The organism is Cystobacter fuscus, assembly GCF_002305875.1.
GTDB classification, from domain to species: Bacteria; Myxococcota; Myxococcia; order Myxococcales; family Myxococcaceae; genus Cystobacter; species Cystobacter fuscus_A.
Map to the genome: position 1 here is coordinate 1,890,623 of NZ_CP022098.1, position 25,153 is coordinate 1,915,775.

At 64.3% G+C, this 25,153-nt stretch carries 24 protein-coding genes and 1 pseudogene; 15 read left to right on the forward strand and 10 right to left on the reverse strand.

What is annotated here, in order from left to right; all coding sequences use genetic code 11:
- Window positions 1-513: 513 nt before the first annotated feature.
- Together CYFUS_RS07875 and CYFUS_RS07880 are read right to left on the reverse strand one after the other, a co-directional pair.
- Window positions 514-1,041 (reverse strand): hypothetical protein, encoded by a 528-nt coding sequence (locus CYFUS_RS07875; RefSeq protein WP_095984672.1) that lies wholly within the window; start codon window positions 1,039-1,041, stop codon window positions 514-516.
- A 7-nt stretch (window positions 1,042-1,048) separates the two neighbouring features.
- On the reverse strand, window positions 1,049-1,468 hold the full coding sequence (locus tag CYFUS_RS07880; RefSeq protein WP_157758311.1) for a hypothetical protein: 420 nt from the start codon (window positions 1,466-1,468) through the stop codon (window positions 1,049-1,051).
- A gap of 101 nt (window positions 1,469-1,569) precedes the next feature.
- Between CYFUS_RS07880 and CYFUS_RS07885 the strand changes: the two genes are divergently transcribed.
- From CYFUS_RS07885 to CYFUS_RS51635, 3 genes are read left to right on the forward strand one after another with little or no spacing between them, the layout of a single operon-like run.
- The gene (locus CYFUS_RS07885) at window positions 1,570-1,731 is read left to right on the forward strand and encodes a hypothetical protein (protein ID WP_232537431.1); all 162 of its coding nucleotides are present in this window, start codon (window positions 1,570-1,572) and stop codon (window positions 1,729-1,731) included.
- A 59-nt stretch (window positions 1,732-1,790) separates the two neighbouring features.
- Complete coding sequence (locus CYFUS_RS51630; RefSeq protein ID WP_198316497.1) at window positions 1,791-2,000, forward strand: hypothetical protein; 210 nt, start codon at window positions 1,791-1,793, stop codon at window positions 1,998-2,000.
- Window positions 1,997-2,140 carry a hypothetical protein gene (locus CYFUS_RS51635; RefSeq protein ID WP_198316498.1) on the forward strand — a complete coding sequence of 48 codons (144 nt, stop codon included), beginning with the start codon at window positions 1,997-1,999 and terminating at the stop codon, window positions 2,138-2,140. Before CYFUS_RS51630 ends, CYFUS_RS51635 begins: the two co-directional genes overlap by 4 nt.
- Before the next feature lie 699 nt (window positions 2,141-2,839).
- On the opposite strand, the gene CYFUS_RS50410 is transcribed toward CYFUS_RS51635, so the two are convergent.
- Entirely contained in the window at window positions 2,840-4,135 is a 1,296-nt protein-coding gene (locus CYFUS_RS50410) for a hypothetical protein (RefSeq protein WP_157758312.1), read from the reverse strand.
- Window positions 4,136-6,185: 2,050 nt separating this feature from the next.
- Here CYFUS_RS50410 and CYFUS_RS07905 point away from each other — a divergent pair.
- The 3 genes from CYFUS_RS07905 to CYFUS_RS07915 all read left to right on the forward strand — a co-directional run bounded on the left by CYFUS_RS07905 (window position 6,186) and on the right by CYFUS_RS07915 (window position 9,951).
- Window positions 6,186-8,045, forward strand: a complete 1,860-nt coding sequence (locus tag CYFUS_RS07905) for a DUF7594 domain-containing protein (protein ID WP_198316499.1) — start codon at window positions 6,186-6,188, stop codon at window positions 8,043-8,045.
- Between the two features lie 503 nt (window positions 8,046-8,548).
- Complete coding sequence (locus CYFUS_RS07910) at window positions 8,549-9,562, forward strand: type II toxin-antitoxin system HipA family toxin (protein WP_157758314.1); 1,014 nt, start codon at window positions 8,549-8,551, stop codon at window positions 9,560-9,562.
- The gene (locus CYFUS_RS07915) at window positions 9,559-9,951 is read left to right on the forward strand and encodes a transcriptional regulator (protein ID WP_095984676.1); all 393 of its coding nucleotides are present in this window, start codon (window positions 9,559-9,561) and stop codon (window positions 9,949-9,951) included. The genes CYFUS_RS07910 and CYFUS_RS07915 overlap by 4 nt, the downstream gene beginning before the upstream one ends.
- 141 nt (window positions 9,952-10,092) lie before the next feature.
- Here CYFUS_RS07915 and CYFUS_RS07920 read toward each other — a convergent pair whose 3' ends face one another.
- The 4 genes and pseudogenes from CYFUS_RS07920 to CYFUS_RS07935 form a co-directional block, all read right to left on the reverse strand.
- Window positions 10,093-12,066 carry a pre-peptidase C-terminal domain-containing protein gene (locus tag CYFUS_RS07920; RefSeq protein ID WP_198316500.1) on the reverse strand — a complete coding sequence of 658 codons (1,974 nt, stop codon included), beginning with the start codon at window positions 12,064-12,066 and terminating at the stop codon, window positions 10,093-10,095.
- A 258-nt stretch (window positions 12,067-12,324) separates the two neighbouring features.
- A complete protein-coding gene (locus tag CYFUS_RS07925) occupies window positions 12,325-12,804 on the reverse strand; it encodes a response regulator (protein WP_095984678.1) in 480 nt (159 codons plus the stop codon).
- Window positions 12,801-13,799: pseudogene (locus CYFUS_RS07930) on the reverse strand (ATP-binding protein); the annotation flags it as partial. The pseudogene CYFUS_RS07930 and the gene CYFUS_RS07925, both read right to left, overlap by 4 nt.
- A gap of 386 nt (window positions 13,800-14,185) precedes the next feature.
- Window positions 14,186-14,587, reverse strand: coding sequence for a winged helix-turn-helix transcriptional regulator (locus CYFUS_RS07935; RefSeq protein ID WP_095991869.1), 402 nt, complete (start codon window positions 14,585-14,587; stop codon window positions 14,186-14,188).
- A gap of 74 nt (window positions 14,588-14,661) precedes the next feature.
- Here CYFUS_RS07935 and CYFUS_RS07940 point away from each other — a divergent pair, with 74 nt between their 5' ends.
- Window positions 14,662-15,111, forward strand: a complete 450-nt coding sequence (locus CYFUS_RS07940; protein WP_232537432.1) for a pectate lyase — start codon at window positions 14,662-14,664, stop codon at window positions 15,109-15,111.
- A gap of 959 nt (window positions 15,112-16,070) precedes the next feature.
- On the forward strand, window positions 16,071-17,216 hold the full coding sequence (locus CYFUS_RS07945) for a hypothetical protein (RefSeq protein ID WP_095984679.1): 1,146 nt from the start codon (window positions 16,071-16,073) through the stop codon (window positions 17,214-17,216).
- A 392-nt stretch (window positions 17,217-17,608) separates the two neighbouring features.
- Here CYFUS_RS07945 and CYFUS_RS07950 read toward each other — a convergent pair whose 3' ends face one another.
- Window positions 17,609-19,129, reverse strand: a complete 1,521-nt coding sequence (locus CYFUS_RS07950; protein WP_095984680.1) for an FAD-dependent oxidoreductase — start codon at window positions 19,127-19,129, stop codon at window positions 17,609-17,611.
- A gap of 47 nt (window positions 19,130-19,176) precedes the next feature.
- On the opposite strand from CYFUS_RS07950, the gene CYFUS_RS07955 reads away from it, so the two are divergent.
- A complete protein-coding gene (locus CYFUS_RS07955) occupies window positions 19,177-19,662 on the forward strand; it encodes a MarR family winged helix-turn-helix transcriptional regulator (RefSeq protein WP_198316501.1) in 486 nt (161 codons plus the stop codon).
- On the opposite strand, the gene CYFUS_RS07960 is transcribed toward CYFUS_RS07955, so the two are convergent.
- Window positions 19,631-20,374, reverse strand: coding sequence for a TetR/AcrR family transcriptional regulator (locus CYFUS_RS07960; protein ID WP_232537433.1), 744 nt, complete (start codon window positions 20,372-20,374; stop codon window positions 19,631-19,633). The genes CYFUS_RS07955 and CYFUS_RS07960 overlap by 32 nt on opposite strands.
- Before the next feature lie 94 nt (window positions 20,375-20,468).
- Between CYFUS_RS07960 and CYFUS_RS07965 the strand changes: the two genes are divergently transcribed.
- Window positions 20,469-21,311, forward strand: a complete 843-nt coding sequence (locus CYFUS_RS07965) for a nuclear transport factor 2 family protein (protein ID WP_095984681.1) — start codon at window positions 20,469-20,471, stop codon at window positions 21,309-21,311.
- An 82-nt stretch (window positions 21,312-21,393) separates the two neighbouring features.
- Here CYFUS_RS07965 and CYFUS_RS07970 read toward each other — a convergent pair whose 3' ends face one another.
- Window positions 21,394-22,287, reverse strand: coding sequence for a LysR family transcriptional regulator (locus CYFUS_RS07970; protein WP_095984682.1), 894 nt, complete (start codon window positions 22,285-22,287; stop codon window positions 21,394-21,396).
- Window positions 22,288-22,532: 245 nt separating this feature from the next.
- On the opposite strand from CYFUS_RS07970, the gene CYFUS_RS07975 reads away from it, so the two are divergent.
- The 5 genes from CYFUS_RS07975 (at window position 22,533) to CYFUS_RS52460 (ending at window position 24,993) form a co-directional block, all read left to right on the forward strand.
- Complete coding sequence (locus tag CYFUS_RS07975; protein ID WP_095984683.1) at window positions 22,533-23,006, forward strand: AtaL-like protein; 474 nt, start codon at window positions 22,533-22,535, stop codon at window positions 23,004-23,006.
- Between the two features lie 67 nt (window positions 23,007-23,073).
- The gene (locus CYFUS_RS07980) at window positions 23,074-23,742 is read left to right on the forward strand and encodes an NAD(P)-dependent oxidoreductase (protein ID WP_095984684.1); all 669 of its coding nucleotides are present in this window, start codon (window positions 23,074-23,076) and stop codon (window positions 23,740-23,742) included.
- 254 nt (window positions 23,743-23,996) lie between these two features.
- A complete protein-coding gene (locus CYFUS_RS07985; RefSeq protein WP_232537773.1) occupies window positions 23,997-24,215 on the forward strand; it encodes a helix-turn-helix domain-containing protein in 219 nt (72 codons plus the stop codon).
- On the forward strand, window positions 24,212-24,559 hold the full coding sequence (locus CYFUS_RS52455) for a hypothetical protein (RefSeq protein ID WP_232537434.1): 348 nt from the start codon (window positions 24,212-24,214) through the stop codon (window positions 24,557-24,559). Before CYFUS_RS07985 ends, CYFUS_RS52455 begins: the two co-directional genes overlap by 4 nt.
- A complete protein-coding gene (locus CYFUS_RS52460; RefSeq protein ID WP_232537435.1) occupies window positions 24,556-24,993 on the forward strand; it encodes a transposase in 438 nt (145 codons plus the stop codon). Before CYFUS_RS52455 ends, CYFUS_RS52460 begins: the two co-directional genes overlap by 4 nt.
- Window positions 24,994-25,153 lie beyond the last annotated feature (160 nt).

Below are 25,153 nucleotides of genomic sequence, written 5' to 3' on the forward strand. Positions count from 1 at the left end.
AGGAATGGGCCGAGCCAGTGGAACTGGAGCTCGCGCGACTGCCGTGCTGGGAAGGACTGAAGGAGGAGCAGAGGCAGCGAGCGGTACGGGGGATGGTGGAGCAAGAGGAAGCCAAGGCGCGAACCCGGGGCACGCCTGTGCTGGGAGCGCGAGCCGTGAAGGCGCAGCACCCGCATACCCGGCCCGAGCACCTCAAGAGGAGCCCGAGGCCGTTGGGCCATGCCTCCACGCGGCAGGCATTGAAGGAGCTACGCGAGCACTATCGGGCCTTCGTCGCGGCATTTCGAGAGGCGGCGGCGCGGTGGAGTCGGGGGGATTTCCTGGCCTGCTTTCCTCCCTTCGCCTTCCCGCCGCGTGTCGCGCCTTCTCAAATTCTTTGACACCCTCTCGGCGACACCCTCTCGGCCATGTGGAGGGAGCGGACTGGAGCCCGCCCGCCCAGAAGCGCCGGGATGGCAACAGCGACAGGACCTTCTGGGCTCAAGTCAGTCGTGCAACCGGTCCGAGGGCGTGTCATGGGAGCAATGGCTTGTTCGTGGAAGCCATCAGCTTGACGTGTCCCTGCCGTTGCTCGGCCAGGGCATGAGGCCCGACATGGTAGGGCCTATCTGGTAGCTTCTGGAGTGTCTTACGGGTGACCGAGAAAACTCTCTTTGCCCAGGCCTGAAAGGCCGCGGGTTTCTCCACCCAGGCACCATGTTCGGCGAACTGCCGTTGGTAGTACAACCGTCCCCTCCTGAGAATCTCGCCGTCGTAGTAGCAGCGGTCCAGCTCGATCACCGGAGAACGGTCTGAGTCCACCGACCAATGACCTTGCTGAGGAATGTATCTCAGGATGACTGACTTCAGGTCCTCCGGCTGTACCAGGATGACCCTCAGCCGTGTCTTGCCGAACTCGGCGACCTCGAGGTCAGGGAGCTGTACGGGAGCAGAATCCCGCGACTCCCCATCCAGGAAGACCACCGGGCACTCTTCTCTGAGTCTCTTCTCGAGGAGCCGAGTGTCTTCTGGCATCAAGAAAAAATTGATCTGGTGCCCCATGAGAGCCTTATTTGTTGTACGGATGGAACTCGGGGCGCTTGCCCTCGGCTTTCTGGATATCATCCAGGGCCTGCCGCTCACGTGTCACGGGTTGCCCCTTCTTCGTCTGGAGCCCCACCTGGTGCATTTCCTTGACCTCTTCTGTCTTCTTGTCAGTGCCCACGACATCGACGAACCGCTTGCTCTTGGTTCCCCCGGGTGTCTCAACCATATGCTCGGTCTTGGGCTGTAGTCCACGCGCCTCGACCTCCTGGGCGACCTCCTTGACCTTCGCCTGATGCTCCGTCCCCCCCTTCCTTCCATTTGGATTCGGGGGAGTCTTCACGCTCTGGACGGTGGCCTTGTTTGGAACGGCCTTGGGGACTCGAGGGGCCGCCAGGGACAGGCCACACCACAGGAGCAAACTGACTGCCAGCAGTTCTTTCACGGGGTTACTCCTTGGGTTCTGATGCGCGGCAGGGTACCACCTCCCCACACTGAGACAGGCTGCCGTCCAACGCGGGCGTGAACGTGGAGAGTCCGGCGGGTGTGAGCCACGGCGGGGCGTACCCCAGCGTCAACGCGAACTGCCTCGATGGCGCCGACCTCTCCGGCGTCCAGGTCACCTACCTCGACGGGCTCCACGACACCTGGGCGCGGCTCGTCGTCGCGCCGTATGTGAGCCCGTTCTCCGCCAAGGTGCGTGCCTGAGCGCACGCCACGCCCTCACCCCGTGGCGCGCAGGGCCGCCTTGAGCGTCGGGACGAAGGGTGGCCACTGGCGGGAACACGAGTCCCCCACACCGCTCCCGCCCGGACTGGACGACCCCGCTGCACGCCTTCGTCGACCGCCTGCCGGACACCCCGGAGGGCGTGCACCGGGAGCGGTACAACGTCGTCGTGCCACCGAACTGCTGGGTGGACATGCAGATCCCCCGGGGAGTCTCGCACCAGTTCAACGCGGTCGGGCCCATGCGGTGATCGACTCGGTGCACCCGGAGGAGTCCATCGAAACCCTGCGCGAAGGCATGTCCGGGTACCGGATGATGGCGCAGACCATCTTCCTGGCGGAGCACCGCAGTTCAGCCGCCACCTGCGAGGACACCGGCGACGGGGGCTGAGGGCAGAAGAGGAGCAAGGAGCCCCCACGGCATCGCGAACTTCCCTGTGCGCCGGGCCGAGGCAGAAGCCAGGCCGCCACCTTGGGCAGGCCTGTCCAGGCCTGCCGCCCAGGAGGGGCGCGGCAGGGGCACCAGGTCTCTGGGCTGTGTCGGCTTGCGTCTCAACACCAGGCGCGCTGCCGTGCTGGGAAGGACTGAAGGAGAAGCAGAGGCAGCGAGCGGTACGGGGGATGGTGGAGCAAGAGGAAGCCAAGGCGCGAACCCGGGGCACGCCTGTGCTGGGAGCGCGAGCCGTGAAGGCGCAGCACCCGCATACCCGGCCCGAGCACCTCAAGAGGAGCCCGAGGCCGTTGGGCCATGCCTCCACGCGGCAGGCATTGAAGGAGCTACGCGAGCACTATCGGGCCTTCGTCGCGGCATTTCGAGAGGCGGCGGCGCGGTGGAGTCGGGGGGATTTCCTGGCCTGCTTTCCTCCCTTTGCCTTCCCGCCGCGTGTCGCGCCTTCTCAAATTCTTTGACACCCTCTCGGACACCCTCTCGGCTCGCGCTCCCCCTCTCGGCCTATCCCGCATCTGACCGGGTAGTACTAGGGGGGGCCGCAAACCCCTTTTTTTCGCCGGTTGACGCCCGAAACCCACTGATTCTCATGAACTGTAAATTCAGGAATCAGTGTTTTACAGGCCCTCTGTAGCAGTTTCGTTAAGGCGTGTACGAGATGTTTAAGAACTGGTGAAGAATCGTGTTCTTCGCAGGGTTGATGGCGGTGAACAAGGGCGTGTCGTTCACCACCTCAAAGTTGTCTCCCACATTCTGACTGCCACTTACATCGAAGAAGCTGTAGTACGCATTAAAGGGGATGTAGTTTCCAACTGCGGGAATGACTTGGGGACTTCTGGACTGGCCAGCGGCGGTTTTGTCTAGGAGTGCTGGATTGGCTAGCGAGTTAATCCATGAGTAAACTGCCTTGCCTAGAATATTGCCGTTTGCATCAACATCTGTGCAATACGCTGCCCCCAAGACAATCCACTTGCCGCTGCTGGCGTGTTTTCTAACATTGTGAGCGTACAAATGCGAGCACGCGTTGGTAGATTCCCAAAAAATGTAGGGCTGCTGAGGACCGCTATTACCTTGGTATGTCCCTTGATTCACTGTGGTCCACCCAGAGCCATTCCAGTACTGCCAGCCGCTGGAAGAAGCTAGATTTGACGTTCTGATTAGACTTACTCCGAGTGTTTGCTTGCCATTGGATTTTTGACCAACATTGGTCATGAATGCATAGTAGTAAATACCTTCCTTGACAATGTTGGAGGGATGCGAAAAGCCATAGAAATTGGGAAGGCTAGAATTCCATGGCTCTGGGATCAACACCATTCTGTTGGAGTTGCTGGGTGCGTTGTAGTTGATTGGATTCATGGCCCATGTATTTCCACCGTCGGCCGAGCTGATCCAGCCGAGACCCCAAACTGTGGTGGCACCAGGTGCCAGGAATGGTATTCCATTCACAAAACTAACCGATGAATACCATTCGTGGTGGGTGAGGCCGTAGATGTTTGGATACTGGACGTACGGTGAAAAAATCCAATTCCGCATTTGATAGTGGGATTGGTTGAGGTCTGAGTCCGCTGGGGTTATGGTGGCGCCGTGGACCGTGTTATTTGGCTCCATCTGCCAAAGATGGCGTGCACCCCAATTGTTTCCTGTAACTTTTATTCTGTAGTTTTGTGAGTGCGGAATTTGGAAGTAGGTCTCTGAACCAAATTTATAGGGGTTGATGGGGCCGTCGAACCAGGCTCCGTAGGATGGTCCCGATGCCACCGTTCCGTTGCATTGCTCACTGATGTGCTTGTATCCGCAGTTCGCCGTCATTACTCCATAGTGATAGTTCCCTTCGATACCGAACATGGGGTCTATCGTGCCTTGGAAAGTAATATTCAATTGCTCGGCATGAGCAACGGACGAGATGGCGGTAGATGTCACCAAGATGGCTGATGCCATCGCAAAAGGTATCCTGAAACGCACGGCGTTCTCTCTTTCAGTTGTGAGCAGTCACCTGACTGCTCAGGTGTTCTATCAGACGGGAATGAGGCTGTATTAACGGATCGAGGATTTTTTTTAGTTTATTACTGTGTTGTCCCCCCCCCCGCAAGGCGGTAGCGAGGTGGCGCCCGACAGAAAACCGAGGCGCCCCGATGGACCGTTCGCCAGCCTCGATGCGTGAACGCAGGATGGTGTCAAAGGACTCGAAACGCGGGACCCAAGCCAGAACGAGACGGGGCGTGGACGGTGGAACCCACTCTCTTCAACTGTTTCCGCGGACTTGCGAGTTGGCGCGCGCGGTGCATTTCGCCTCGATGTGCTCACGAGGGGGGACGGGGATGGGTTGGCCGCTGAGGATGTTCCAGGAGGAGGGCTACTACTTCGTCACGTCCAGGTGCATCCAGGGGCGACTGCTGCTACGCCCAGCGCGGAGGTGAATGCGCGGCAGGGTACCGCCTCCCCACACTGAGACAGGCTGCCGTCCAACGCGGGCGTGAACGTGGAGAGTCCGGCGGGTGTGAGCCACGGCGGGGCGTACCCTTCGTCGACCGCCTGCCGGACACCCCGGAGGGCGTGCACCGGGAGCGGTACAACGTCGTCGTGCCACCGAACTGCTGGGTGGACATGCAGATCCCCCGGGGAGTCTCGCACCAGTTCAACGCGGTCGGGCCCCATGCGGTGATCGACTCGGTGCACCCGGAGGAGTCCATCGAAACCCTGCGCGAAGGCATGTCCGGGTACCGCGGGATGCTCGCTGGCAGCGCGCGCCATCGGTGGCGGGTGCAGCGCACGAGTCCCAGGTCACAGGAGGGCGCTGGCCAGGCCCAGCGGGTGTCTTCAACGAGGACCGGGGCGGCCATTGCGGACACCGAGGGCACTGACGCTGGCACCGAGGCGCGCGAAGCCGCGGTCCCGACGGAGGTTGGCGCGGCCGAGTCTGCCAGGGCGCCGGAGCGGGCCCGGAATCGACCGCGCGGCGTGAGCGTGGTGGACGAGGAGGTACACCCGGAGGGGAAGGGTGGTGGATGGCTGGATGGCGTGGGCGACGGGCGGCCGTTCGAGGTGCCCGTGACGCTCGACTACTTCCAGGGGTTCCTCGCGCAAGCTGGCGTGCCTGGCACTGCGTTGCCCAGGGATGGGCGCACACTGGCGCCTCAGCAGGCATTGGAGCTGGTGCAGCACCTGCTCTCCACTCCGGTGACGCTGGGCAACTTCGGGCTGCGCCGCATGGCGGCGCACCTCCTCTTGGAGGTAGCCGCTAGCGGTGAGGGGGTGATGAGGGACGAAACCCAGAGCACCTGGCGCTCGGTCGCAGGGTCCAGGAGGTGTTGGACGCGAAGGGCCTACTCCGCCCAGTGCTCTCACTGTGACTTCTCGGAGGCTCGGCTCGACGAGTGCGTTTTCCACAGTTGCGACATGCGGACAATCAGGCTTCCAAAGTGGCCGTGCTTTACCATCTTGGAGCCCATCAAGCACGGTCGGGAGTTGTGGACTGGAGCGGAGGGGCCGAGGAGCTGGAGTACTCGTCGCGGGGCGGCGCCGCCGGGCTGTTCTTCAGCAACGGGTGAGGCCGGGGCGCGTCACGCTCCTCTCCTCCCCACCTGCTTGGGGGAGCCCAGGGCCCACGGGAAGGAAGTGGGGAGGGGAGAGGTGCTCCTTCGGCTGCTCGCCTCGAGGTCGACGGAACTCTCAGCCCGAGACTCGTTCCTTCCCTGATGGGGTAGGACGGTCGCCAGTCTGGCTCCTCCCCGGCTCATTCCCGAGCACAACGGGTTGCCGGGAACGGGCGCGAGTGTTTGCGATCCTTCACTCCGCCATGGGTACACCTGGTGCAATCGCTCGCGGCGGACACGGAGGTCCGAACGTGAGTCGAAGACACGGCAGGGGGTGGTGGGGTGGGGTGCTGTCTGTGCTGTGGTTGGCGGGCTGTGGTGACATGGGGAGCCCGCGGGAGCTGGCCTCCGCGGGGGTGGGCGTCGCGTCCTCTCCAGTCCTGCCAGAGCGCTGCATGCCTCGCACGGATTCCTATGTGAACGCCTCCTCCCCATTCGAGGACAGCTACGTCTCCCAGCGCGAGCCCACCGTCAACTTCGGTACGTCCCCGGTGCTGATGGTGGATGGCTCGCCCCGGCTCGAGTCCTACCTGAAGTTCTCGCCCTTCAGTGAGGGCCTCGCCATCCGCGCGGCGCGGTTGGAGTTCACCTCCGTCGATGGCACGTCGGACGGTCCACGCCTCTACCGTGCCGGCGATGACTGGACCGAGGGCGAGCTCACCTGGAACAACCGACCTCCCGTGCTGGGCGGGGTGCTGGGCGATCTCGGCGCCATCCACCCCAGTACGCGGGTGTCCTATGACGTGACGGGCGTGGTGACACAGGAACAGCCCTACAGCTTCGTCCTCCTGTCGGACTCGAGCGATGGCGTGGACTTCTATTCGAACGAGAGCGTCCAGGCGGAGCGCTTGCCCATGCTGGTCGTCACGACGGAAAGCCCTCCGTTCTGTTCCTACAGGGGCTCGGGCACGGGCGGCCTCAGCGCGTGGGTGCGGCAGCTTGGGGGGGCGGGCGCCGAGTCGGTGTCGGTGGTGGCCCCCCATCCCCAGGGCGGCTTCGTGGCCGCGGGCCTGTTCGGTGACGCGGTGTTCGCCGAGGGCGAGGGCCTCGCGCTCGCGCGCTACGGCGCGGACGGCACGTTTCAGTGGTCGAGCGTGGTGGCCACGAACGACGTGCTGGTGACGGACATCACCGTCACATCCCTGGGCAACCTCCTCGTGGTGGGCCGCTACCACAACGCGCCCGACCTGGGCACGGGCCCCTTTCCCTCCGCGCCGGAGGAGGAGGCGTGGATGGCCGGATTCTTCATCGCCAAGTTCTCCCCCGTGGGGCGGCTGGTGTGGGCGCATGGCTTCGTGGCCCGGGACGCCACGGGCATGCTCCAGCGGGTGGCCCCGCAGGCGGTGGCCACCGATGCCCATGGCAGCCTCCTCGTCACTGGCGGCTTCTCGGGCCAGATGGACCTGGGGACGGGGCCGATCGATTCGGGCTCCACGGGCGAGCCCGGCTTCGCGATGAACACAGGGGGCTTCGTGGCGAAGTTCTCCTGGGAAGGCCAGCCGCTCTGGTCGCGGGCCCTGCGCACCCACCTGGCCGGGCAGTACGTCCAGGGCTGGACCGTGGCCGCGGACGCGGAGGACAACGTGCTCCTCGGTGGCTCGGCGAGCGCCCTGACGGACCTCGGAGATGGCCCGTTGGGGGAGGAGGGCTGGTTGGGCGACCCCGTGCCCTTCCTGGCGAAGTACACCCCCTCGGGCGATTTGTCGTGGAAGCGCGTGTTCAGCGGGGGGGCCGGCGAGGTGAGGGTCATCCAGCCGCAAGGCGCGGATCGCATCGCCTTCGGCGCCAACATCGCGGGCTTCTTCACCTTCGCGGGGCACTCCTATGAAGGGGAGTTCCTGGAGACCCTGTCCGCCAGTGGCTTTCTCGGGGTCATGACAGCGACGGGAAGCGACGCATGGTTGCGTGCCGTGGGTGAGCCCGTCTCCCTCGGCGAGCTGGCCGTGGGGAACGACGGCTCGCTCGTCCTCTCCGGTGTGGGCCTCGAGGCGTTCGACGTGGGGGGTGGGGCGCTGGGCTTCGCCTGGGGCTCTCCCTTCGTCCCCACCAATCGGCCCTTCGTGGCGCGCTATACGGCACAGGGCGAGCACCTCTGGTCCCGCTCCTTCGATCAGGGCCGCTCGCTGGATATGGCGCTGCTATCCGATGGGGGGGTGCTGCTCGGTATCTCCCTCCGGTGGAATTTCCAGCTCGATGGGCGCACCTTCACGCCCGTGGGCGGCGGCGACCTGCTCTACCTGATGCTCAATCCGTAGCGTATAGGCAGGAGCGAAGCCGAGTGGAGGGGGAGGGCTGGTGCAGCGTGTGTGGGGGCACGCTGGCTCGGCTGCCCGATGCCGCGCGACCGCAGCCGACCGGCAGCCATGGCCACGGCCTGTCCCTCGTCCGGGTGCGCTGCACGAACTGCGGGACGCTCGGGAATCCCTCCCTTCGACATTCGGCCCAACCGACTTTCCGTGGAGGCGGCGGCAATCGAAGCCGCCGCCTGGCACTCCCAGAGGGGGCCTGGCCGCACGCGGAACGCGCCCAGCGTAAATACGTTATGCCGGATTAAACGTACCTCCAATGGGGTAGATAAACCGGTCCACCGGATTAAAAAGCGCTGCCGACGCGATTTAAATCCGTTATAAAGGATTACATGCAGCTCCACCTCCAGGCACTGATCGACGGGTCGTGGCAGCGGGCAGCGCTGCTTGAGTTCCCTAGGGTTGGGGAGGGTCGACGCGGAGGTTGCACCTTCGAGTACGAGCACGAATACATGATTCGGTGGATCGCCGACCCGCCGCCGCTTGTGGCGGTCAGTCTCAATCTACCGGTCAAGTTCCACCCCAAGGTCTGGCACCACTGGCCCGCGTTCCTCGATGACCTGCAACCGATGGGGAGTGCCCGGCACTGGTGGCTGCGGCGACTGAGCCTCGCCGATGAGGGGGCGAGTGACTTCGACATCCTGCGGAGTGGCACGATTGCGCCGGTCGGCAATCTTCGAATCGAGGAGTCGGTTCCCACGAAGAAGGAACTTCCCAAGCGGTTCCCTCGCCAGGCCGTCATCGACCGCGAGCACGCCTTCATCGAGTACGCCGCCAATGCCGGCGCGCAGGTCGGAGGCGCGACAGGTGCCGGCGGCGATTCGCCGAAGCTCCTGCTTCGCTGCGACGCCGCGGATCAGGTGTGGATCGACGTCTGGCAGGATGACCCCGCCTGTCCAGATCGGCATTACCTCGTCAAGTTCGCGCGCAGCCGCAGCGAACGTGACCGGAACATCCTTCGCTCGGAGTACGTTTATTACAAAGCGCTCGCGGAACTCGGAGTCGAAACCATTGCGCAAGACGGGCTCGCGCTTCACGAAGGCCCCTCGGGCCCGAGCCTCTGGCTTCCCCGATTTGACGTCGCGCGCCGAGGTGGCCGCGAAATCCGGTACGGACTCGAATCCCTCTACCATTGCAGGAACATCGCCGTGCTCAAGACGGACAGTGCCGTCCGCCTCGCGCCCATCTTCGACTTCGCGCCGATGAGGATGGACCTCGATGGAATCACCCGCACCACGACGTGGGAGGGGTACGAAGCCGGCGGAGATGTCGACTGGGATGGGCTCCTGCGAAGCTTCGGCCCGGATGAGGCGTCGCTGCGCGAGGGCCTCCGCGATCTTGCTTCGCGCCTTCGCCATCTCCCCGAGTTGCTCGCGGGTCTCGGGCTGCCAGATGAAACGCTGAATTTCGCGGGGCTCGACCTCCGTGGCACCGAGAAGCGACTCCGCGCGTGGGGTCTCCTATGAAGCGCGCCGACGTCGCCCGGTTGACTGCGCTCGAACGCAAGGCGCTGCTGGAAGAACTCGCCGCGATGGTCGTCACCGGAGAGTTCGGCCTCGGAGATGCCGCGCGCATCCTCCGCGGCACGATGCTGGGGATGGACCGGAAGACCTTCGCACAAGCCGTGAGGCTCTCCACCAGCGTCGTCGCGACGCTCGAGGACGATCCGAACGCGAACCCGACGCTCGAAACGCTCAACAAGGTCTTCGCGCCGTTCGGCGGAAAGGTCGTGTTGTCGTTTCCCCGCATCGAGGAGCCCCCGCCGCCCGACGATGCGGAGCGGCGTCGGCGAGAGATGCTCCGCGCCGCACTCGCGAAGAACAGGCGGCAGCGGCGGCGCTCGACAGAGTCGTAGCCACTCAGCGCTCTTCTCAGTCCACCAGCTTGCCCACCTTCTTGGACAGGTTGGTGCGCAGGTCCTGCATGAAGCCATGCAAAAAGGCCCACCTGGTTCCAGGTGGGCCTCTTCTCAACTCGAGCTACAACGGACGGCCAACTACCAGGTCGCCACCAGCGAGTACTTCCCGTTGGTCGAGCCGGTGCCGCCGCTGTAGTAGATCACCTTGACATAGAAGTCGGCCGACGTCGTGCCGCTGTTGCTCCGGGTCACCGAGTCCACCGCGCCGGTACCCGCGGTGCTCGAGGTCAGCTTGGTGCCCGCGCTGTTGTACAGTTCCAGATCGTAGTCAGAGGTCGAGTTGGGCGTCATACTCGCGGTCAGGGTCTTGCCCGCCGGCAGGGTGACCTTGAAGAAGTCGACATCGCTGCGCGAAGCGATCGCGGCGTTGACGGTGGTGTTGGTGGTGGAGAGCTCGTTGGCCGTGGCCTGGGTGTCGTTGGATTCGGTCTCGTTGATGGTCGGGCCTGGGGGGACCGAGCTGATGATGTTTTGCGCCTCGAACTTCGCCTTGAAGGTGTTCTCGTAGGTCACATCATTCGGGAACAGGTTGTGCGCGGCGTTGACGATGGCCGTTGCCATCGCCGGCATCTTCACGCCCGAGCCCAGGCCGAAGTGCGCCTGGAGGATGATCTTGTCGACATCCGCGCGGGACTTGCCGTTGGCCATCAGGCTGGTCAGCGCCTGGAACAAGGGCGCGGACCACAGCTCGTCGGACACGAAGGTGACGCCGCCCTCGGTGATCGACTGGTGCGCGCCATAGGTCCTGATGCTGTTGTACCTGGCATCGGTGCGGTTCAGCGCCCGGCCGCTCCAGCAGTTGCTGTGACCGTCCCAGCTGAACACCCACTCGGGGTGATACGTGGGGCCATTCGGCGTGCTGTAGGAATACGAAGCCGCCCAGTAGTCGCCAAAGCCCTCGCCCATGGCGCCGGTGTCGCCACCGGACCAGCTCGTGTTGATGTTGCGCTGGATGCCATGGCCGTACTCGTGGAGGATCACGTCGGCGTCTTCGCTGTCGTTGACGCAGCCATGACCGAAGGCCAGGTAGTCCGTGCTGCCGCCGTAGCTGTAGTGCGAGTTGTCGTCACCGTTGACACCGTTGGTGTCTACATCGAACGGACGGTTGATGATGTTGGTGAACCCGAGCGACTGGATGTAGCGCTGGTTCTGATCGAGCTGGAAGTAGACGTTGGTGTCGTCGAACGCATCACTGCCACGCTTGGCGGTCCAGGCGCCGTTGGTGGTGGTGGAAGGCGCGGTGTTCGGCGCTTCGATGTTCTTGATGTTGACGTACGGGCCGGTGAGCGAATACACGCCGCCACTGAGCGAGATGTCGCGCAGCGGCTTGTTGAAATAGGCGCTCTCGAAGGCGGAAGCGGCCGAGGAGTCCGTCAGGTTGTCGTTGTTCAGCGTGGTGCGCGGATCCGGATCGAACACGAAGCCGGAGCCGTCGATGCCGGAGGGCACGAGCGAAGTCACCGGCTGGGCCAGGCGCGTCTGCCGCTCGATGGCGGCCGTCTCGGCCTTGCGATCCAGAGGCGAGCCGAGTGTCCGCTGGCGAGCGGCGAGGGTGCGCTCTTCGAACTTGCCGTTGCGCGGCATGGACGTGGAGTAGGAGTCGATCAGGCTGCCATCCTGGGCGTTGATGTATTGCACGAAGCCGCCGGTAGGCATCTGCGCCGAGATGGACACCTTGTACGCGAGCTGGAAGCCGTCCTTGACGGGGAGCCAGACCTGCTCGCTCTTGGGCAGGTCGACGAGGGGATTCTGGACCCTCATGTTGGTCCAGGCGCGATCGAGGGCGGACTCGCTGGAGAGCTGCGCCTTCAGATGCAGTTGGTTGACCGCCGCCTCCTCCATGTCCTCGCCGACATGCCGGCTCGTGTTGTGGATTTGCAGCAGCTGGCCGTCCTTGCCGATCGAGACAACGATCTCCGCGCCATCAACGGGCAGATCCAGCAACATCTGCTGGTAGTGGTAGTGCTTGCCGAGCAGGGATTCCTTCACCTGGACCAGGACCAGATTCTCGAGGCTGGCGGGCAGGCCGAAGCGCTCCGCGTTGTCGCGCAAGGCCTGCTCTGGAGAGGTGGCCCGCGCTCCTGAATACACAGTCAGGTTGTCTGTGGTGACGCTCTTGGCCGGGGCCAGGGCCGGGGCTTGGGCCGGGGCTGCTTCGGCGATTCCAAGAGTGAGAGAGAGGGCCAGAATCTGAAGACCAGGGCGTTGCATATGCCTCCGTGAGGGATGAACAGGGTGACACTATTTGATTTGGCTCAAGCCTCGCGGAAATAGACAGAGCTGTCAATAACTGTCTGAAGAGGGCTGCTTCTAGTCACCCAGGGCCAGCTCGCGCACCTGCTGCCGGTTGAAGGGCTTGCGCAGCTGGCGCAGGAGCCGGGACTCGCCGAACTCCGCCTGCAGCTCCGCCCAGGAGTAGTCCGAGTAGGCCGAGCAGAGCACCACCGGCAGCGTGGGGGCCACCTGCCGCAGGTGCCGCAGCGTCTCGGCGCCGTTCCAGCCCGGGGGCATCCGGTAGTCCAGGAAGACCAGGGCATAGGGCCGGCCCGCGGCCAGCGCCTCGCGCACCCGCTCCACGCCCTCCTCGCCCTGGTAGGCGGAATCCACCTCCACCACCGTCTTGCCCTCGCTGGAGCCCGCCGCCTCGGGACCGAAGAGCGCGTCGGCCATCAGGTCCAGCTCGCCCCGGCTCTTGAGCGGCTCGTCGGTGAGGATGCGGCGGAAGTCGGTGTGGATGGCCTCCGAGTCGTCGATGACGAGGAGGCGCCTGGGGTTCGGGTGCATGCTCATGTCTCCGCCTGGGCAGGGGGTGGGGGAATCACCAGCGTGAAGGTGGCGCCCCGGCCGGGGCCCTCGCTCTCCACCCTGAGGGTACCGCCCAGTTCCTGGGCCGCCAGAGCGCTCGAGTGCAGGCCAAAGCCATGCCCCTCCTCGCGCGTGGTGAAGCCATACTGGAAGATGCGCGTGAGCAGCTCGGGCGCGATGCCCATGCCGTTGTCGCGCAGGGCGATGTGGATGGAGCCCTCGGCGGAGCGTTGCAGCAGCACGACGAGGCGCCGCGAGTCCTCGGGCACGGGATCCAGCGCGTACTTGGCGTTGCTCACCAGGTTGACGAGGATCATCAACAGCTTGTGCTTGTCCGTGACGAGGGGCGGCACGGGCTCCAGCCGCCGCTCCACCGTCACGTGGTGGCGCGTGAGGCCCGCGGCGTTGATGCGCAGCGCGTCCTCCACCAGCTCCGAGAGCACCACCGGCTCGTACAGGCGCGGCGTGCGGGCGTAGTCCTGCTGCACCTTGACGATCTCCCCGATGTGCTCGGTGTAACGGCCGACGTCCTCCAACAGGGAGATGACCTCCTGGCGCTCGTCCATCAGGTTCTGGCCGAGCTTGTCGAGAAAGGGCGTGAGCAGCTTGCCCCGCTCGTCCTCGGTGAGGAAGACGGCGAGATTGGCCTGCCGCGCCTGGAGCATCTGGGCCACCCGGCTCACATGGTCCAGGCGCATGCCCAGCACGCGCTCCTTGGCGACCTGGGAGGACGTGTAGACGCTGTTGAGCACGTTGCCCACGTTGTGCAGCACGTTGGTGGCGATCTCCGCCATGCCCGTGCGCCGCGCCGTCTGCACCAGCTGCTGGTGGACCGACTTGAGCTCGCGCGTGCGCTCCTCCACGCGCTGCTCGAGCCCCTCGTTGGCCGCGCGCAGGTCCTCCTCGCGGCGGCGCAGCCGGGTGGCCATGGCCTCGAAGGCCTTGGCCAGCTGGCCCAGCTCGTCCTCGCGCGCGGTGTCGCTGAAGAACGTCGACAGCGCGATGACCACCGCGATGCGCACCCCCATCTTGATGAGCGTCGAGCGGGCCAGGGGTGAATGCGGAGGAGGCAGGTGTGGCATGGTGAGCACGTGTCTGGCTGACGGCGGCGCGGATGTGCACGATCGCATCCGACACGAAAAAGGACTTAGGTATTCCCCTCGGCCCGCCCGGGCGGCGCCGGACGCGCGCAACGCCCCCGCCCGGCGCGCGAGCTCCACGCACCCCAAGTAGCCTGAGAGGTGTCAGACGATTCGTAGGCGGCGAGGGAGCGGAACAAGTTCTCTGACACCTCCTGGAGACACCTCCTGGAGTTTCTTACGAATCGTCCGTACAAATCGTCCCGTACAAATCGTCTGACACCTTCTCAGGACACCTTCTCAGGGGGCGCTCCAGGGGGACGCTCGCGGTCGTAGGCTTCCTGGTGCTTCTGGATCGTGTCGATGTGCGCGAGGGTCCAATCGTACAGTGCCGCGAACGGCTCCTGGAGCGATCTGCCAAGCGGGGTGATCGCGTACTCGACGCCCGGCGGCGAGCCGCCGATGACGCGTCGGCGGACCATCCCGTTGCGTTCGAGCTTTCGCAGCGTCTGCGTTAGCACGCGCTGGGTGATTCCCTCGAGCCGTCGCTTGATTGCGTTGAACCGCCTCGGCGTGCGCACAAGCACGGCAAGGACCATCATCGACCACTTGTCGCCGATCTGATCGAGGATCGTGCGGCTGGGGCAGTCGGCCCGGTAGATGGGATCGTCTTCAGTATCGCTCAGCATACCAAGGATGCTGAAGGTACGCTCTTGATCCCTGGTATGCAAGAGATACCTTCCCGCAAATCGTTCAGGGCGGCGTGAAGACCGTGTGGTGTGCCCAGCATGATCCGGTCAGTTACGCTCCGAAGGGAGCCCGGGCCTATGCGCTGCCTTCCAGGAGCGGCAACGAATCGGTGGGGATCGTCACCTTCTTGATGACCCGTTCGCAGACCACCGAGGTCAAGGTCGCTGTCCGGGCCGCGATTGCCTGGTACAAGAAAAGCACGGTCAAGGTCGCCAACACAGCCTATGTGAATCGACCCTCGGGCAACACCAACGACTCCTACAACCCGATCCAGATCAAGGCCGGCAGCATCATGTGGTACCGCTTCTATGATTTAAACGAGGACAAGGGCATCTTCAGCGACCGCACCGGCAGCATGTTCTACAGCATCATGGACATCGAGGCCGAGCGCCGCTACGGCTACGAGTGGGGCGGCAACTACGGCACCAAGCTGTTCACCTACAGCGACTCGGTGGGCTACTGAAGCCGCCTCCCCTCCGCCAGATGCGCGACAGGCGGCCCAGGCGCAGTCGCTGTCACGGCGGCCGTACCTGGGCGGAGTTGGACGTCCGGTGACCCGCCCGGCAAGACCGGACGGAGCGAAGGCATCGCCACTGCGGGAGCGGGCACCCACCTGGAGGTGGGGCTCGACGCGAAGAACATACCGGATGCGACCCCTCGTCGGGAAAGCCCGGCGCCACCTGCTTCTGAATGGGGAATGGACAGTTTCGTCCGGGTCCCGTCACGAATGGTCGGATCCGTCCGTCTAGCATTTGCCCTACACGTGCCTCCGAGGAAAAACCTCTCCATGTTTGATTGGCATATAGATTGCTGGGAGATATCGGCTTGTGCTTGGCCACCCTCATCAAGGAACGATGCTTCTTAAAAATCGCCTGAAGAGGACGACCCACAACTCCCTGCTGCTCTCCTCAAGCCAGGGTGGCCAGGGCCGCCGTGTGCCCCATGGGGTGTTCTCTCACCCCTCCACCGGCGCCGCATCCCTGCACCCGCCCTCCGCCTATACTTCACGAGCGCTTGCGTCCTTTGGACGTGCCTCACCGTGTCAGAGGTGTGAACGGGGTTGGAAAGTTCTTTAATTCCTTTAAGCTGTCATGCCAATCCTGTCCAGGAGGCGTTTCCATGAAAATGAAGAGCGGGGGTTCTTGGCGTAGCTCACTCTTGTCCTGCCTGATGTTGCTCGTCGGATGTGGGCAAGCCATTCAAGATGACGTCGGTTCCGGGAGCACTGAGGTGGGGTCACCGTCGATGAATTCCCCGGGCGAAGAGGCTGTGGTCTCATCCACAGCCAACGCGTCCTGGTGTCCCGCGTCCTCGACGGCCTCTCCCCTCACGCCCCTGCCGTTCCGGAGTACCCTCGAGGGAGGAAATGCCACTGGCGTCCATGCGTGTGGCTCGAGCAGATACGTTCAATACGAACAGTCCATGGGGAGTGGAGCGCAGCTCCATGTCATCGGCATCTATCAAGCCGCGCTGGGAGCGGATGGCACTCGGAGCGTCCAGGTACGGGTCACGCGTGCTGGCTCCTCGGTGCTTGTGCTGTCCGCGTACACGGCCACCACCTGGAACGTGAAGGTCGAGCCCGGCGCCAACGTGGAGCGCATCATCGTGAATGGCTACCACGCTCAGAAGGTCTCGGCGCCGGCGGGAGTGCCCGTTGAGATCCGCAGCTACGAGCAGACCCAGAACTATGTGGGCCCCTTCGCCTATGAGTGGCCAGCCTACAAGTCCACCCAACTCGTCAATGCCGCCGAGGATCTCGTTGAGCGCAATCTGTCCTCCTTCCGCGGATGCTACGAGGCGGCCAGCTTCGAGATCGGCGAGCCGGGAACGTTGCGGCCCGAGAACACGGTGTCCACCGCCTCCGATCCAGTCGTGCCCAGAGGGTGTGAGCAGCTCACCACGGAGTCTGCCTATTGCATGACCCTCAACTACAACACCCCCACCGTGGTGGGGCTGGACAGTGGACGGACGTGCGCTGGCGTGCCCTCCAAGCTTTCCAGTTTGTATGATGTCTCCTCCCTGGCTTGGAATGGCAATTACCTCTACGGCTGTATTCACGACCGGGGTCTGGCGCGCATCTCCCTCGTGGATGGAAGCACGGACATCGCCCCCATCGCTTGCCAAGCGGTCACTTCGTACCGCAATGGATTGCTCACCCTGCTCGACTACGATGGCACCAACACGTCCGTGTTGAACACGCCCGTCCAGTTCGACTCCTTCCGGAACGCGGCGCGGCATGTGACCTCGTGCACGCTCAACAACCGTCCTCATGCCAGCAGGATGGCGGCTGGGGGAGACCGCGGGTATTTCGCGTGGCACTCCACGGACTCGATCGAGACCTTCGCGCTGAATCGCACGGAGAGCCCCCAGACGATCAAGCTCGAGGGTTACAGCGGCTGGATCATGGGGATGGACGCCACCGAGGATGGCCGTCTGCTCATCCTGGGCAACAATCCCGAGCTGCTCTCATTCAACAGCACGACGGGGGTGGCTCTCGGGAAGAAGGCCCTTCCCTTCCGCGCCAACGGTCTGATCTGCAAGACACGCAGCGCAACGGTCATCCCCTGAGCCAAGGAGGGAGTTGAGGGTCCCCTCCTTTGTTTGGGGGCCCTCGCTCACCGCGGCGCGGAGCGTGCCGCCTGCTCCAGCTCGGCACGCAGCAGGGGAAGAACGGACTGCTGAAGCGACGAGTCCCTCCCCCCACCCGCTGCTCGACATTGGTGCCTCATCCACCCAAGGTCGCATCCGAGATCCAACGCATAGGGCGAATAGAAGGCCTGTTGAGGGTGAGGGCTGGTGCAGAGGGGCTGAGGAGGGCCGCTGACGGGTGCCGCCGAGTTGTGCGAAGTATAAAGTATAGGACGGATGGGGGCCCTTTTGGGCTTGCCCCGGTTACATGGCTCTCCCGCAGTTTGTGTGCATCCCCGGAGATTCGGCTGGCCGCACGAGAGAAGCTTGCTTCATGCCGTCCTCACTTCTGCTCCTTCGACCGCCAGACCAACCCCCGCGAGATAGCTGTCGAGCGTATGGGCCTCCTCGGAGGCGACGATCGCACCGACATAGCCATCTGGCCGCACGAGCACCCATTCGCCAGGAGCAAGACCGTAGGCCTCGCGCAGATGCCCCGCTTCGTCCGACAGCTCGCGGCCGACCCCGACCTTGTGGATGCGCAGTCCGCGTCGTGGCACGACGATGTCTGACTTTGTCTCGAAACCCACCAGCGTCCAGTGTGGGCCAGCGAACAGCTCGAACAGGCGTCGGGAGCAGCCAGCGGCTCCGCGCAGGGGCGCGTCCGGTGCACGAGCTCCGGCCAACAGACCACCGGGACGCGCGGATGACCCGAGGGCCAGCGACGATTCCGGGTAACCGATGTCGAGCTGACGGACGTCGCGGGTTCGACGGTTCACTCCGCGCTTCATCGCGTCGAGCAGGCGGGTCGAAAGGCCGAGCATCGCCTCCGCGACCGGGCGCCGCTCCTCCTCATAGCTGTCGAGCAGGCGCTCCGAAGCGCCGCCGAGCACCGCCGCGAGCTTCCATCCGAGATTGTAGGCGTCCTGGACGCTGGTATTGAGGCCCTGTCCTCCCGTCGGCGGATGGATGTGGGCGGCATCGCCGACCAGGAACACCCGACCGACGCGATAGCGCTCAGCGAGCCGCGCATTCATCGTGTAGGCCGACGCCCACGACACGGACTGTACGCGGATGCCGCTTCGACCGGTGCGACTGGCGACCATCCGCTCGAGCCCCTCGGTCGAGAGGTCGAACTCGCCCTCGAGCGGGATGGGTGCCTGGAGCTGGAAGAGGTCGGTTCCGGCGAGCGGGCAGACAGAAACCTGCCGCTCCATGTCACCCCTGTTGAACTGGTGCCAGGCATCACGGTCGAGCCCGGTCAGCAGGACATCCGCCACCATGGCGCGCACGCCCAGCGTCTTGCCGGGAAAATCCACGCCGAGCGTGCCTCGCACGAAGCTGCGCCCTCCGTCCGCCCCAACGAGATAGCGGGCGCGCACGGTCTCCTCTCCCGCGGGACCCACGAGGCGCGCCGTCACCCCGCCCTCGTCCTGCTCGAACCCGACCAGCTCGCATCCGAACTCGACATGATGGCCGAACTCGGCGAGCCGCTCGCGCATCACCCGCTCGGTCAGGAACTGCGGGACCATCAGCGCGAGGTGGTAGGGCTCGGCCGGTGTCGGCTCGTGCGGCTCGACCACGTCCGATTCGGCATGGCTGCCGTCGTCGCGATATTCCCGCGACGGCGGGTAGAGGCCGCCGGCCGCCACGAGCCGGTCGATGATGCCGAGATCCTCGAACACTTCCTGCGTCCGCGGCTGGATACCCTTGCCCCGCGAACCGGGGAACGGACGATCCATCTTCTCGATCAGCCGGAATGACACACCCCGTCGTGCCAGGTCGATGGCGAGGGTGAGACCGGCGGCACCGGCACCGCAGATCAAAACCGCGATCGGGCTTTGCTCTTCCACAGTCACCTCCTATGTGTATTATGCACATATCTACAGGAGATGAGTGCGTGTCAACGAAAAATGTGCATGATGCACATATCAAGGCGTCCCTACCCGAGCTGCATCGAGCGCTGATCGACATCGTGAGCGTGATGAACCGCCCTGAGCGCGACGTGGTGATGCTGGAGATGGCGGGCCTGAAGCTCGAGCGTGCGCTCTTCCCGCTCCTCGTCCTGGTCGAGCGGCTGGGGCCGATCGGCGTGGGCGATCTCGCTGGTCGCGTCGGGCGCGACTACACCACCGTCAGCCGCCAGGTGGCGAGGCTGGAGGAACTCGGACTCGTCGACCGCCGCGCGGGCTCGGCCGACAAAAGGGTACGCGAGGCGATCATCACCCCGCGTGGGAAGGCGGCGACGGACGCCGTCGATGCCGCCCGCGAGGAAATGGCATTGACCTTGTTCCGCGACTGGACGCTCAAGGACTTCAACGAACTGGTCCGGTTGATGCGGATGCTGGCCGACGTCATGAGCGAGAAGCCGACGGCCGCCCCTTGACGGAGTGGAGGTCCTTCTGTCCTCGTTGCTTCTCGTCCGCCTCGGGGCCGATGTTCATGGGTCGGACGCGTCTCGCTCCAGTGCGGCTGCTCCGGCGATTCGCCGGGGAGGGGGTTTCGTGGGCGTTCAGGATGCTCATCGACAAGGTCACCGTGCCGAGGAGCTCCTCGCGAGAGGCTCCATCCCTGGCCCGTAGCGACAAGCCCTGCATGACGGTGCAATAGAAGGCGGCCAGGGCCTTCGTGTCGACGTGGGCGGGCAGGTCTCCGTCCCGCACTCCCCGCTCGACTCGCTGCTGGAGCCGCCTGAAGGTGGTGTGCCTCATTTCCGCGAGGTGACCGCCGAGCGGCGCGTTGTCCGGAGCGCAGTTGACGAGCCCCAGGACAACCAGACAGCCCTTCGCGTGGGGTGCGGCCAGTGCGCTCTCCACGCTCTCCCTCAACATGGCCTCGATGGCCTCCTGGACTGTCGCCACCTCGTCCAGGACTCGCATGCTGCCGGCGCCGGACGTGCCCAGATACAACTCGAGCGCCTCGCGAAAAGCGGCCTCCTTCGAACCGAAGGCCGCGTAGAAGCTCGGTGGATTGATTCCCATGGCCAAGGTGAGATCGGCGATCTGTGCGCCTTCGTACCCCTTGGCCCAGAACACCTCCAACGCGCGCCGCAGGGCGAGATCGCGATCGAAACTCCGGGGTCTTCCTCGATTCGACATGTCGGCCCTATTTCTGTAGCCGGGATTATAGAATCTCTTGACGCTCCCCATCAAGCTCCCTATTTCTGTAGCCGGTTCTACATAAAGAGGCGATATGGCGGAGCAACCCGACAGCAACAGCCGGTTGAAGGCGGTCCAGGACTATTTCAGGAAGGCGGATCGCAGAGACCCTGGACTCATGGAGCTCTTCACTGACGACGTGCAGTTTTTCTTCCCCAAGTTTGGCGTGAGCCGAGGCAAGGCCGAGCTCGCACGATTCTCGCAGATGCTCACGAGCTACCTGGAAAGCATCGAGCACGATATCGAGGGCTTCCGTTACGTGGTCTCGGGCGACAGCATCGTGGTCGAGGGGACGGAGCGCGGCGTGACGCGCGGCGGTGTGCACTGGCCGGACAACGAGATATCCCAGGGCCGCTTCTGCAATGTCTTCGAGTTCGATGGGCCGCTGATCCGGCGCGTTCATATCTATGTCGATCCGGACTTCACCAGCGCGGACCTGGAGCGCGTCCGGCTCCTACGGGGCAAACCCGCGGAACACCCGGATACTCGCGCCATCGCCGGCGCCTATTTCGCACGCCTGCGAGCGGGAGCGGAGCCGGACGCCATCGCGTCGCTGTTCAGTGAGGAGGTCGACTGGGATATCCCAGGCGACACCCGGAGGGTCTCCTGGATAGGGAGAAGAACGGGGCGGGCTGGCGTTGCGGACTTCTTCCGCTCGCTTCGAGAACAGGTCGAACCGCTCCGCTTCGAGGTCCGCTCGCTCGTCGTCGACGGCGACGAGGCCGTGGCGCTGGGCGCGCTGGAATCACGCGTCAAGCGCACAGGCAAAATCATCGAGAGTGAATTTGCCTTGCACATGACGATACGCAACGGCCTGATCGTTCGTTACCGGCTCTTCGAGGACAGCTTCGCGGTGGCAAGGGCGACAGACCCCTGACTCTGGCAGGGGCGGCCGGCATCAATCCCTTCGGCCTTCGTTCCGCACGAAGGCCAGCAGAAGAGCCCGAGCGATACCCATCCTACGCCCCGATATAGGCCGCCAGCTCGTCAGGCGTTCCTCTAGGAAAAGCTTCCTTCAAATAGTCGAGGAAGGCGGATACACGAGCGCTCAGCAGCCGCCGCGATGGATAGAGCGTCCACAGGACGATGTCTGGCCCGTCTGCATCACCCCAATGCACCAGCGTGCCGGCAGCCAGATCGTGACTGACGAGTGACACTGGGAGGCGTCCGGCGCCGACGCCCGCTCGGACAGCATCGCGGACCATGACGAGTGATGACAGGCGAAGGACTGGCTCTATCGCGATGCGTGATCTTCCAGTTGGCACCAGAACATCCCAGGCCGCGGTCCGGTCGCCCGCCCCCCGCACTACAGCCGGAACAGCGACATTGGCCGCCGGTCGAGCGAGGCCCGGACTCGCGACGACTATCAGCCGATCGCGCAGAAGGATTCGTCCGACAAGGCTTTCATCCGGATTCGGATTGACCCGGATGACCAGATCATAACCTTCCTCTACGATGTCGACGGTCCGATCTTCCGTCGTGATCTCGAGCCGGACCTCCGGATATTTCAGCGCGAAGCCGGCCGCGAGCTTACCCATCGCGGTCTGCGAAAAGAGCAGCGGCGCGCTAATCCGCAACTTGCCTCGCGGCCTTTCCCCACCCGAAGCGATCGCTGCCGCGGTCTCGTCGAGCTCGGTAAGCAATGCCCCCGCTCGCTCGAAGAGCGCCCGTCCTTCCTCGGTGAGCTTCAGTGTGCGCGCCCCGCGCTCGAACAGGCGCAGGTCGAGGCTGGCCTCCAGTTCCGCGACCCGGCGGGACAGGGTCGCCTTCGGGCGCCCAGCGGCGCGTGCGGCTCGTCCGAACCCTCCGTGCCGGGCGACGAGATTGAAATCAGCGAGGGCAAGCAGATCCATTCGTTCCACCAGGGAGACCGTTCCACCAGTGAGACGGTCCGTCCAAAGATACCATCTGTCGGCCCACGTGTGGATCGCTCATTTATAGGGTGTCTTCTGACTCGAACCCGGAGTGAGCCCCATGACCCTCCTCGTTACCGGCGCAACCCGTCCCCTGCGCTCCTATCGCGACTTCGCCTCCAAGAGCGCGGCCTCGGCCTGACGGCACAGGCCATACGGCAACCCCAACAACAAGGAATTCCATCATGATCTATTCAACCGCCACGGTTCCGGTGAATCCGGAGGGCGAGACCCCGCTGACCCGCGCGCAGGCATGGAAAGGCCTGGTCCTCAAGGCCCGCGACGCCCGCCTGTTTCTCCCGCCCAACGTCTGCACCCGTTGCGAGGTCGTGGAGGAGCGCGTGACGCACATCGTGCGTGAAGCCACGATCGCAGGCGATGATTTGCGCGAAATCATCACCTTCGAGCCGGAGCGCAAGGTGACCTTCTTCCAGGTCACCGGTCCGCGCGAAGGCGCGATCATCAACGAGCTGTTCGAGGACGAAGCCGGCGCGCTTCAACTTCGGTTCTACTGCTATCTCGGCCTGCGCGGCAAGAAGCCGAACGGCCCCGAAGAGCAGGCCGAACAAGAATGGATGAACAGCGACAAGGGCTACAAGAGCGCCTTGCTGTCAACGCTGAAACGGACCCGCGGCCTGCTCGCGGAGGGCCGGCTCTAATCATCACCCGGGACATGAACGACGGGACTGCCTCCCAGGAGGCGTCCCGCTTTCCGAGGTAGCTATCATGCGAGATTCCGTAACCAACAACATCCGGACACCCCAACCGAAGATACTGGTTCTTGGCGCGACTGGCGGCACCGGCCGCCTGATCGTCAGTCAGGCAGTGGCGCGAGGGTATGACGTCACCGCGCTCGTGCGCTCAGCCGAGAAGGCGAGTGAGCTCAAGGGGGCGACGCTCATCGTCGGAGACGCCCGCGACGAGATGGCCTTGCGCCAGGCGCTCAAAGGCCGGGACGCCGTCGTCAGTGTACTCGGCACACCGGCCAGCCCGTTCCGCGAGGTGACGCTTCTCTCGACCGCGACGCGGGCGCTCGTGAGCGCAATGAAGATCGAGCAGGTCTCACGTCTGGTCTGCATCACAGGGATTGGCGCCGGTGACAGTGCTGGGCACGGCGGCTTTCTTTTCGACAACCTGATCTTCCCGCTTCTCTTGCGCAAGGTGTACGCCGACAAGAATCGGCAGGAGACCATCGTCAGGGACAGCGGGCTCGACTGGGTTCTCGTTCGCCCCTCCGTCCTGACCAACAAGCCCAGCCGCGACACGATCCGCGCGCTCACGGATCTCTCCAGCTTCCATGGCGGAGCCATCTCGCGAGCAGACGTCGCGAGGTTTGCTTTGGACCAGGTGCGTGACGACACCTGGGTGCATCGCTCCCCGTTGATCTCCTGGTGAAAGTCACTCAGCGAGCCATCAGACCCGTGGTCCCTCCATGCGAGTGACCACGGGAGCGCGCCGCCAGAGCGGCTAGTGGACTGTAAACGAAGTAGTTGGACATAGTCGCGGGGGATGAATAGCTCTGGTGGATGAGAAGACGCCCTCCACGACTCGTCCACCTGTCGCCAGAAGAGGCCTCCTACCTGGAGAGACTGGTGCGGGATGGACGCACCGAGCAGCGCATCGCCCGGCGAGCGCGAGTCCTGCTGGCCATGGCTGACCCGGCCACCCTCGTGTCGGAGCTGGCTGACCGGCTCGAATTGGACCGCAGAACCATCTGGGCGCTCTGTCGTCGCTTCGATGAATTGGGCGTCGACGTGGTGATGGATGCTCCCCGTTCCGGTCGCCCGCGGGAGCTTTCCCCCCCCTCCAGCGCGTCGGGGTGGTGCGGCTGGCGTGCTGTGAGCCGGCCGGAGTCGGGCTGCACATGACGCACTGGTCCACCCGCAGCCTGGCACGTGCCGCCCAACTGCGGGGCATTGCTCCAACCATCTCCCACTCCGAGGTGGCGCTCATCCTTCGCACGGCCGACCTGCAACCGCATCGCTCCCGCTACTGGAAGACACCGACTCCGGATGACACCTTCCGACACAAGGCGGCATCCATCCTCTGGTGCTACGAGCGTGCACGGACTCTGGCCGAGCGCGGCGAGGTGGTGCTGTGCCTGGACGAGAAGCCCAACATCCAGGTGTTGGAGCGTCGCTGCTTCACGCGCCCCATGCGTCCTGGGCTCATGAGAAGCGTGAGTTCGAGTACATCCGGCACGGCACCGTGAACTTCCTGGTGAAGCTGGAGGTCCACACCGGCCAGATGCGCGGTTGGTGCCTGGAGCGCAATGACGCGGCGTGCTTGCGCGCAGTGCTCCCCGAGTTGCTTGGGGAGTACAGGCAACTGCGACGCATCCACCTCATCTGGGACAATGGCTCCAGTCACATCGCCCAGGAAACACGCGCCTTCCTGCGGCACAACTACCCACGTGTCCGGGTGCTCTTCACCCCGGCGCATGCCTCCTGGCTCAACCAGGCCGAGCTGCTCCTGCGCGCCTTCGCCGCTCGCTATCTGCAACGGGGAGACTGGGCCAGCCGCTCCGAATTCATCGCCCACCTCGAAGCGAGCTGGCCCGAGTACAACCGCCTCTACGCCCACCCCTTCACCTGGTCCTGGACCCGTCCCAAAATGCATGAGTGGGTGGAGCGACATCGCTCCTGACTATGTCCAATAACTTCGTTTACAGTCCACTAGAATAGCAGGAAGGGAGACCAACATGTCTGTCATCAAGCACGAAATCAGTTCATCGGACGCGCAGGCCCTGCGCGCCATGTTCGCCGGGGCGCCGAAGCCTGTCGTTCTGTACCTGCACGGCGGCGGC

Coding starts and splice junctions, on each gene's coding strand:
- CYFUS_RS07935 (WP_095991869.1), bottom strand. CDS start 14,587: ATGCTGAGCGATACTGAAGACGATCCCATCTACCGGGCCGACTGCCCC.
- CYFUS_RS07980 (WP_095984684.1), top strand. CDS start 23,074: ATGCGAGATTCCGTAACCAACAACATCCGGACACCCCAACCGAAGATA.
- CYFUS_RS50410 (WP_157758312.1), bottom strand. CDS start 4,135: ATGGCATCAGCCATCTTGGTGACATCTACCGCCATCTCGTCCGTTGCT.
- CYFUS_RS07875 (WP_095984672.1), bottom strand. CDS start 1,041: ATGGGGCACCAGATCAATTTTTTCTTGATGCCAGAAGACACTCGGCTC.
- CYFUS_RS07965 (WP_095984681.1), top strand. CDS start 20,469: ATGGCGGAGCAACCCGACAGCAACAGCCGGTTGAAGGCGGTCCAGGAC.
- CYFUS_RS07970 (WP_095984682.1), bottom strand. CDS start 22,287: ATGGATCTGCTTGCCCTCGCTGATTTCAATCTCGTCGCCCGGCACGGA.
- CYFUS_RS07925 (WP_095984678.1), bottom strand. CDS start 12,804: ATGAGCATGCACCCGAACCCCAGGCGCCTCCTCGTCATCGACGACTCG.
- CYFUS_RS07975 (WP_095984683.1), top strand. CDS start 22,533: ATGATCTATTCAACCGCCACGGTTCCGGTGAATCCGGAGGGCGAGACC.
- CYFUS_RS07945 (WP_095984679.1), top strand. CDS start 16,071: ATGGGGAGTGGAGCGCAGCTCCATGTCATCGGCATCTATCAAGCCGCG.
- CYFUS_RS07985 (WP_232537773.1), top strand. CDS start 23,997: ATGGCTGACCCGGCCACCCTCGTGTCGGAGCTGGCTGACCGGCTCGAA.
- CYFUS_RS07960 (WP_232537433.1), bottom strand. CDS start 20,374: ATGTCGAATCGAGGAAGACCCCGGAGTTTCGATCGCGATCTCGCCCTG.
- CYFUS_RS07910 (WP_157758314.1), top strand. CDS start 8,549: ATGATTCGGTGGATCGCCGACCCGCCGCCGCTTGTGGCGGTCAGTCTC.
- CYFUS_RS52455 (WP_232537434.1), top strand. CDS start 24,212: ATGACGCACTGGTCCACCCGCAGCCTGGCACGTGCCGCCCAACTGCGG.
- CYFUS_RS07905 (WP_198316499.1), top strand. CDS start 6,186: ATGCCTCGCACGGATTCCTATGTGAACGCCTCCTCCCCATTCGAGGAC.
- CYFUS_RS07915 (WP_095984676.1), top strand. CDS start 9,559: ATGAAGCGCGCCGACGTCGCCCGGTTGACTGCGCTCGAACGCAAGGCG.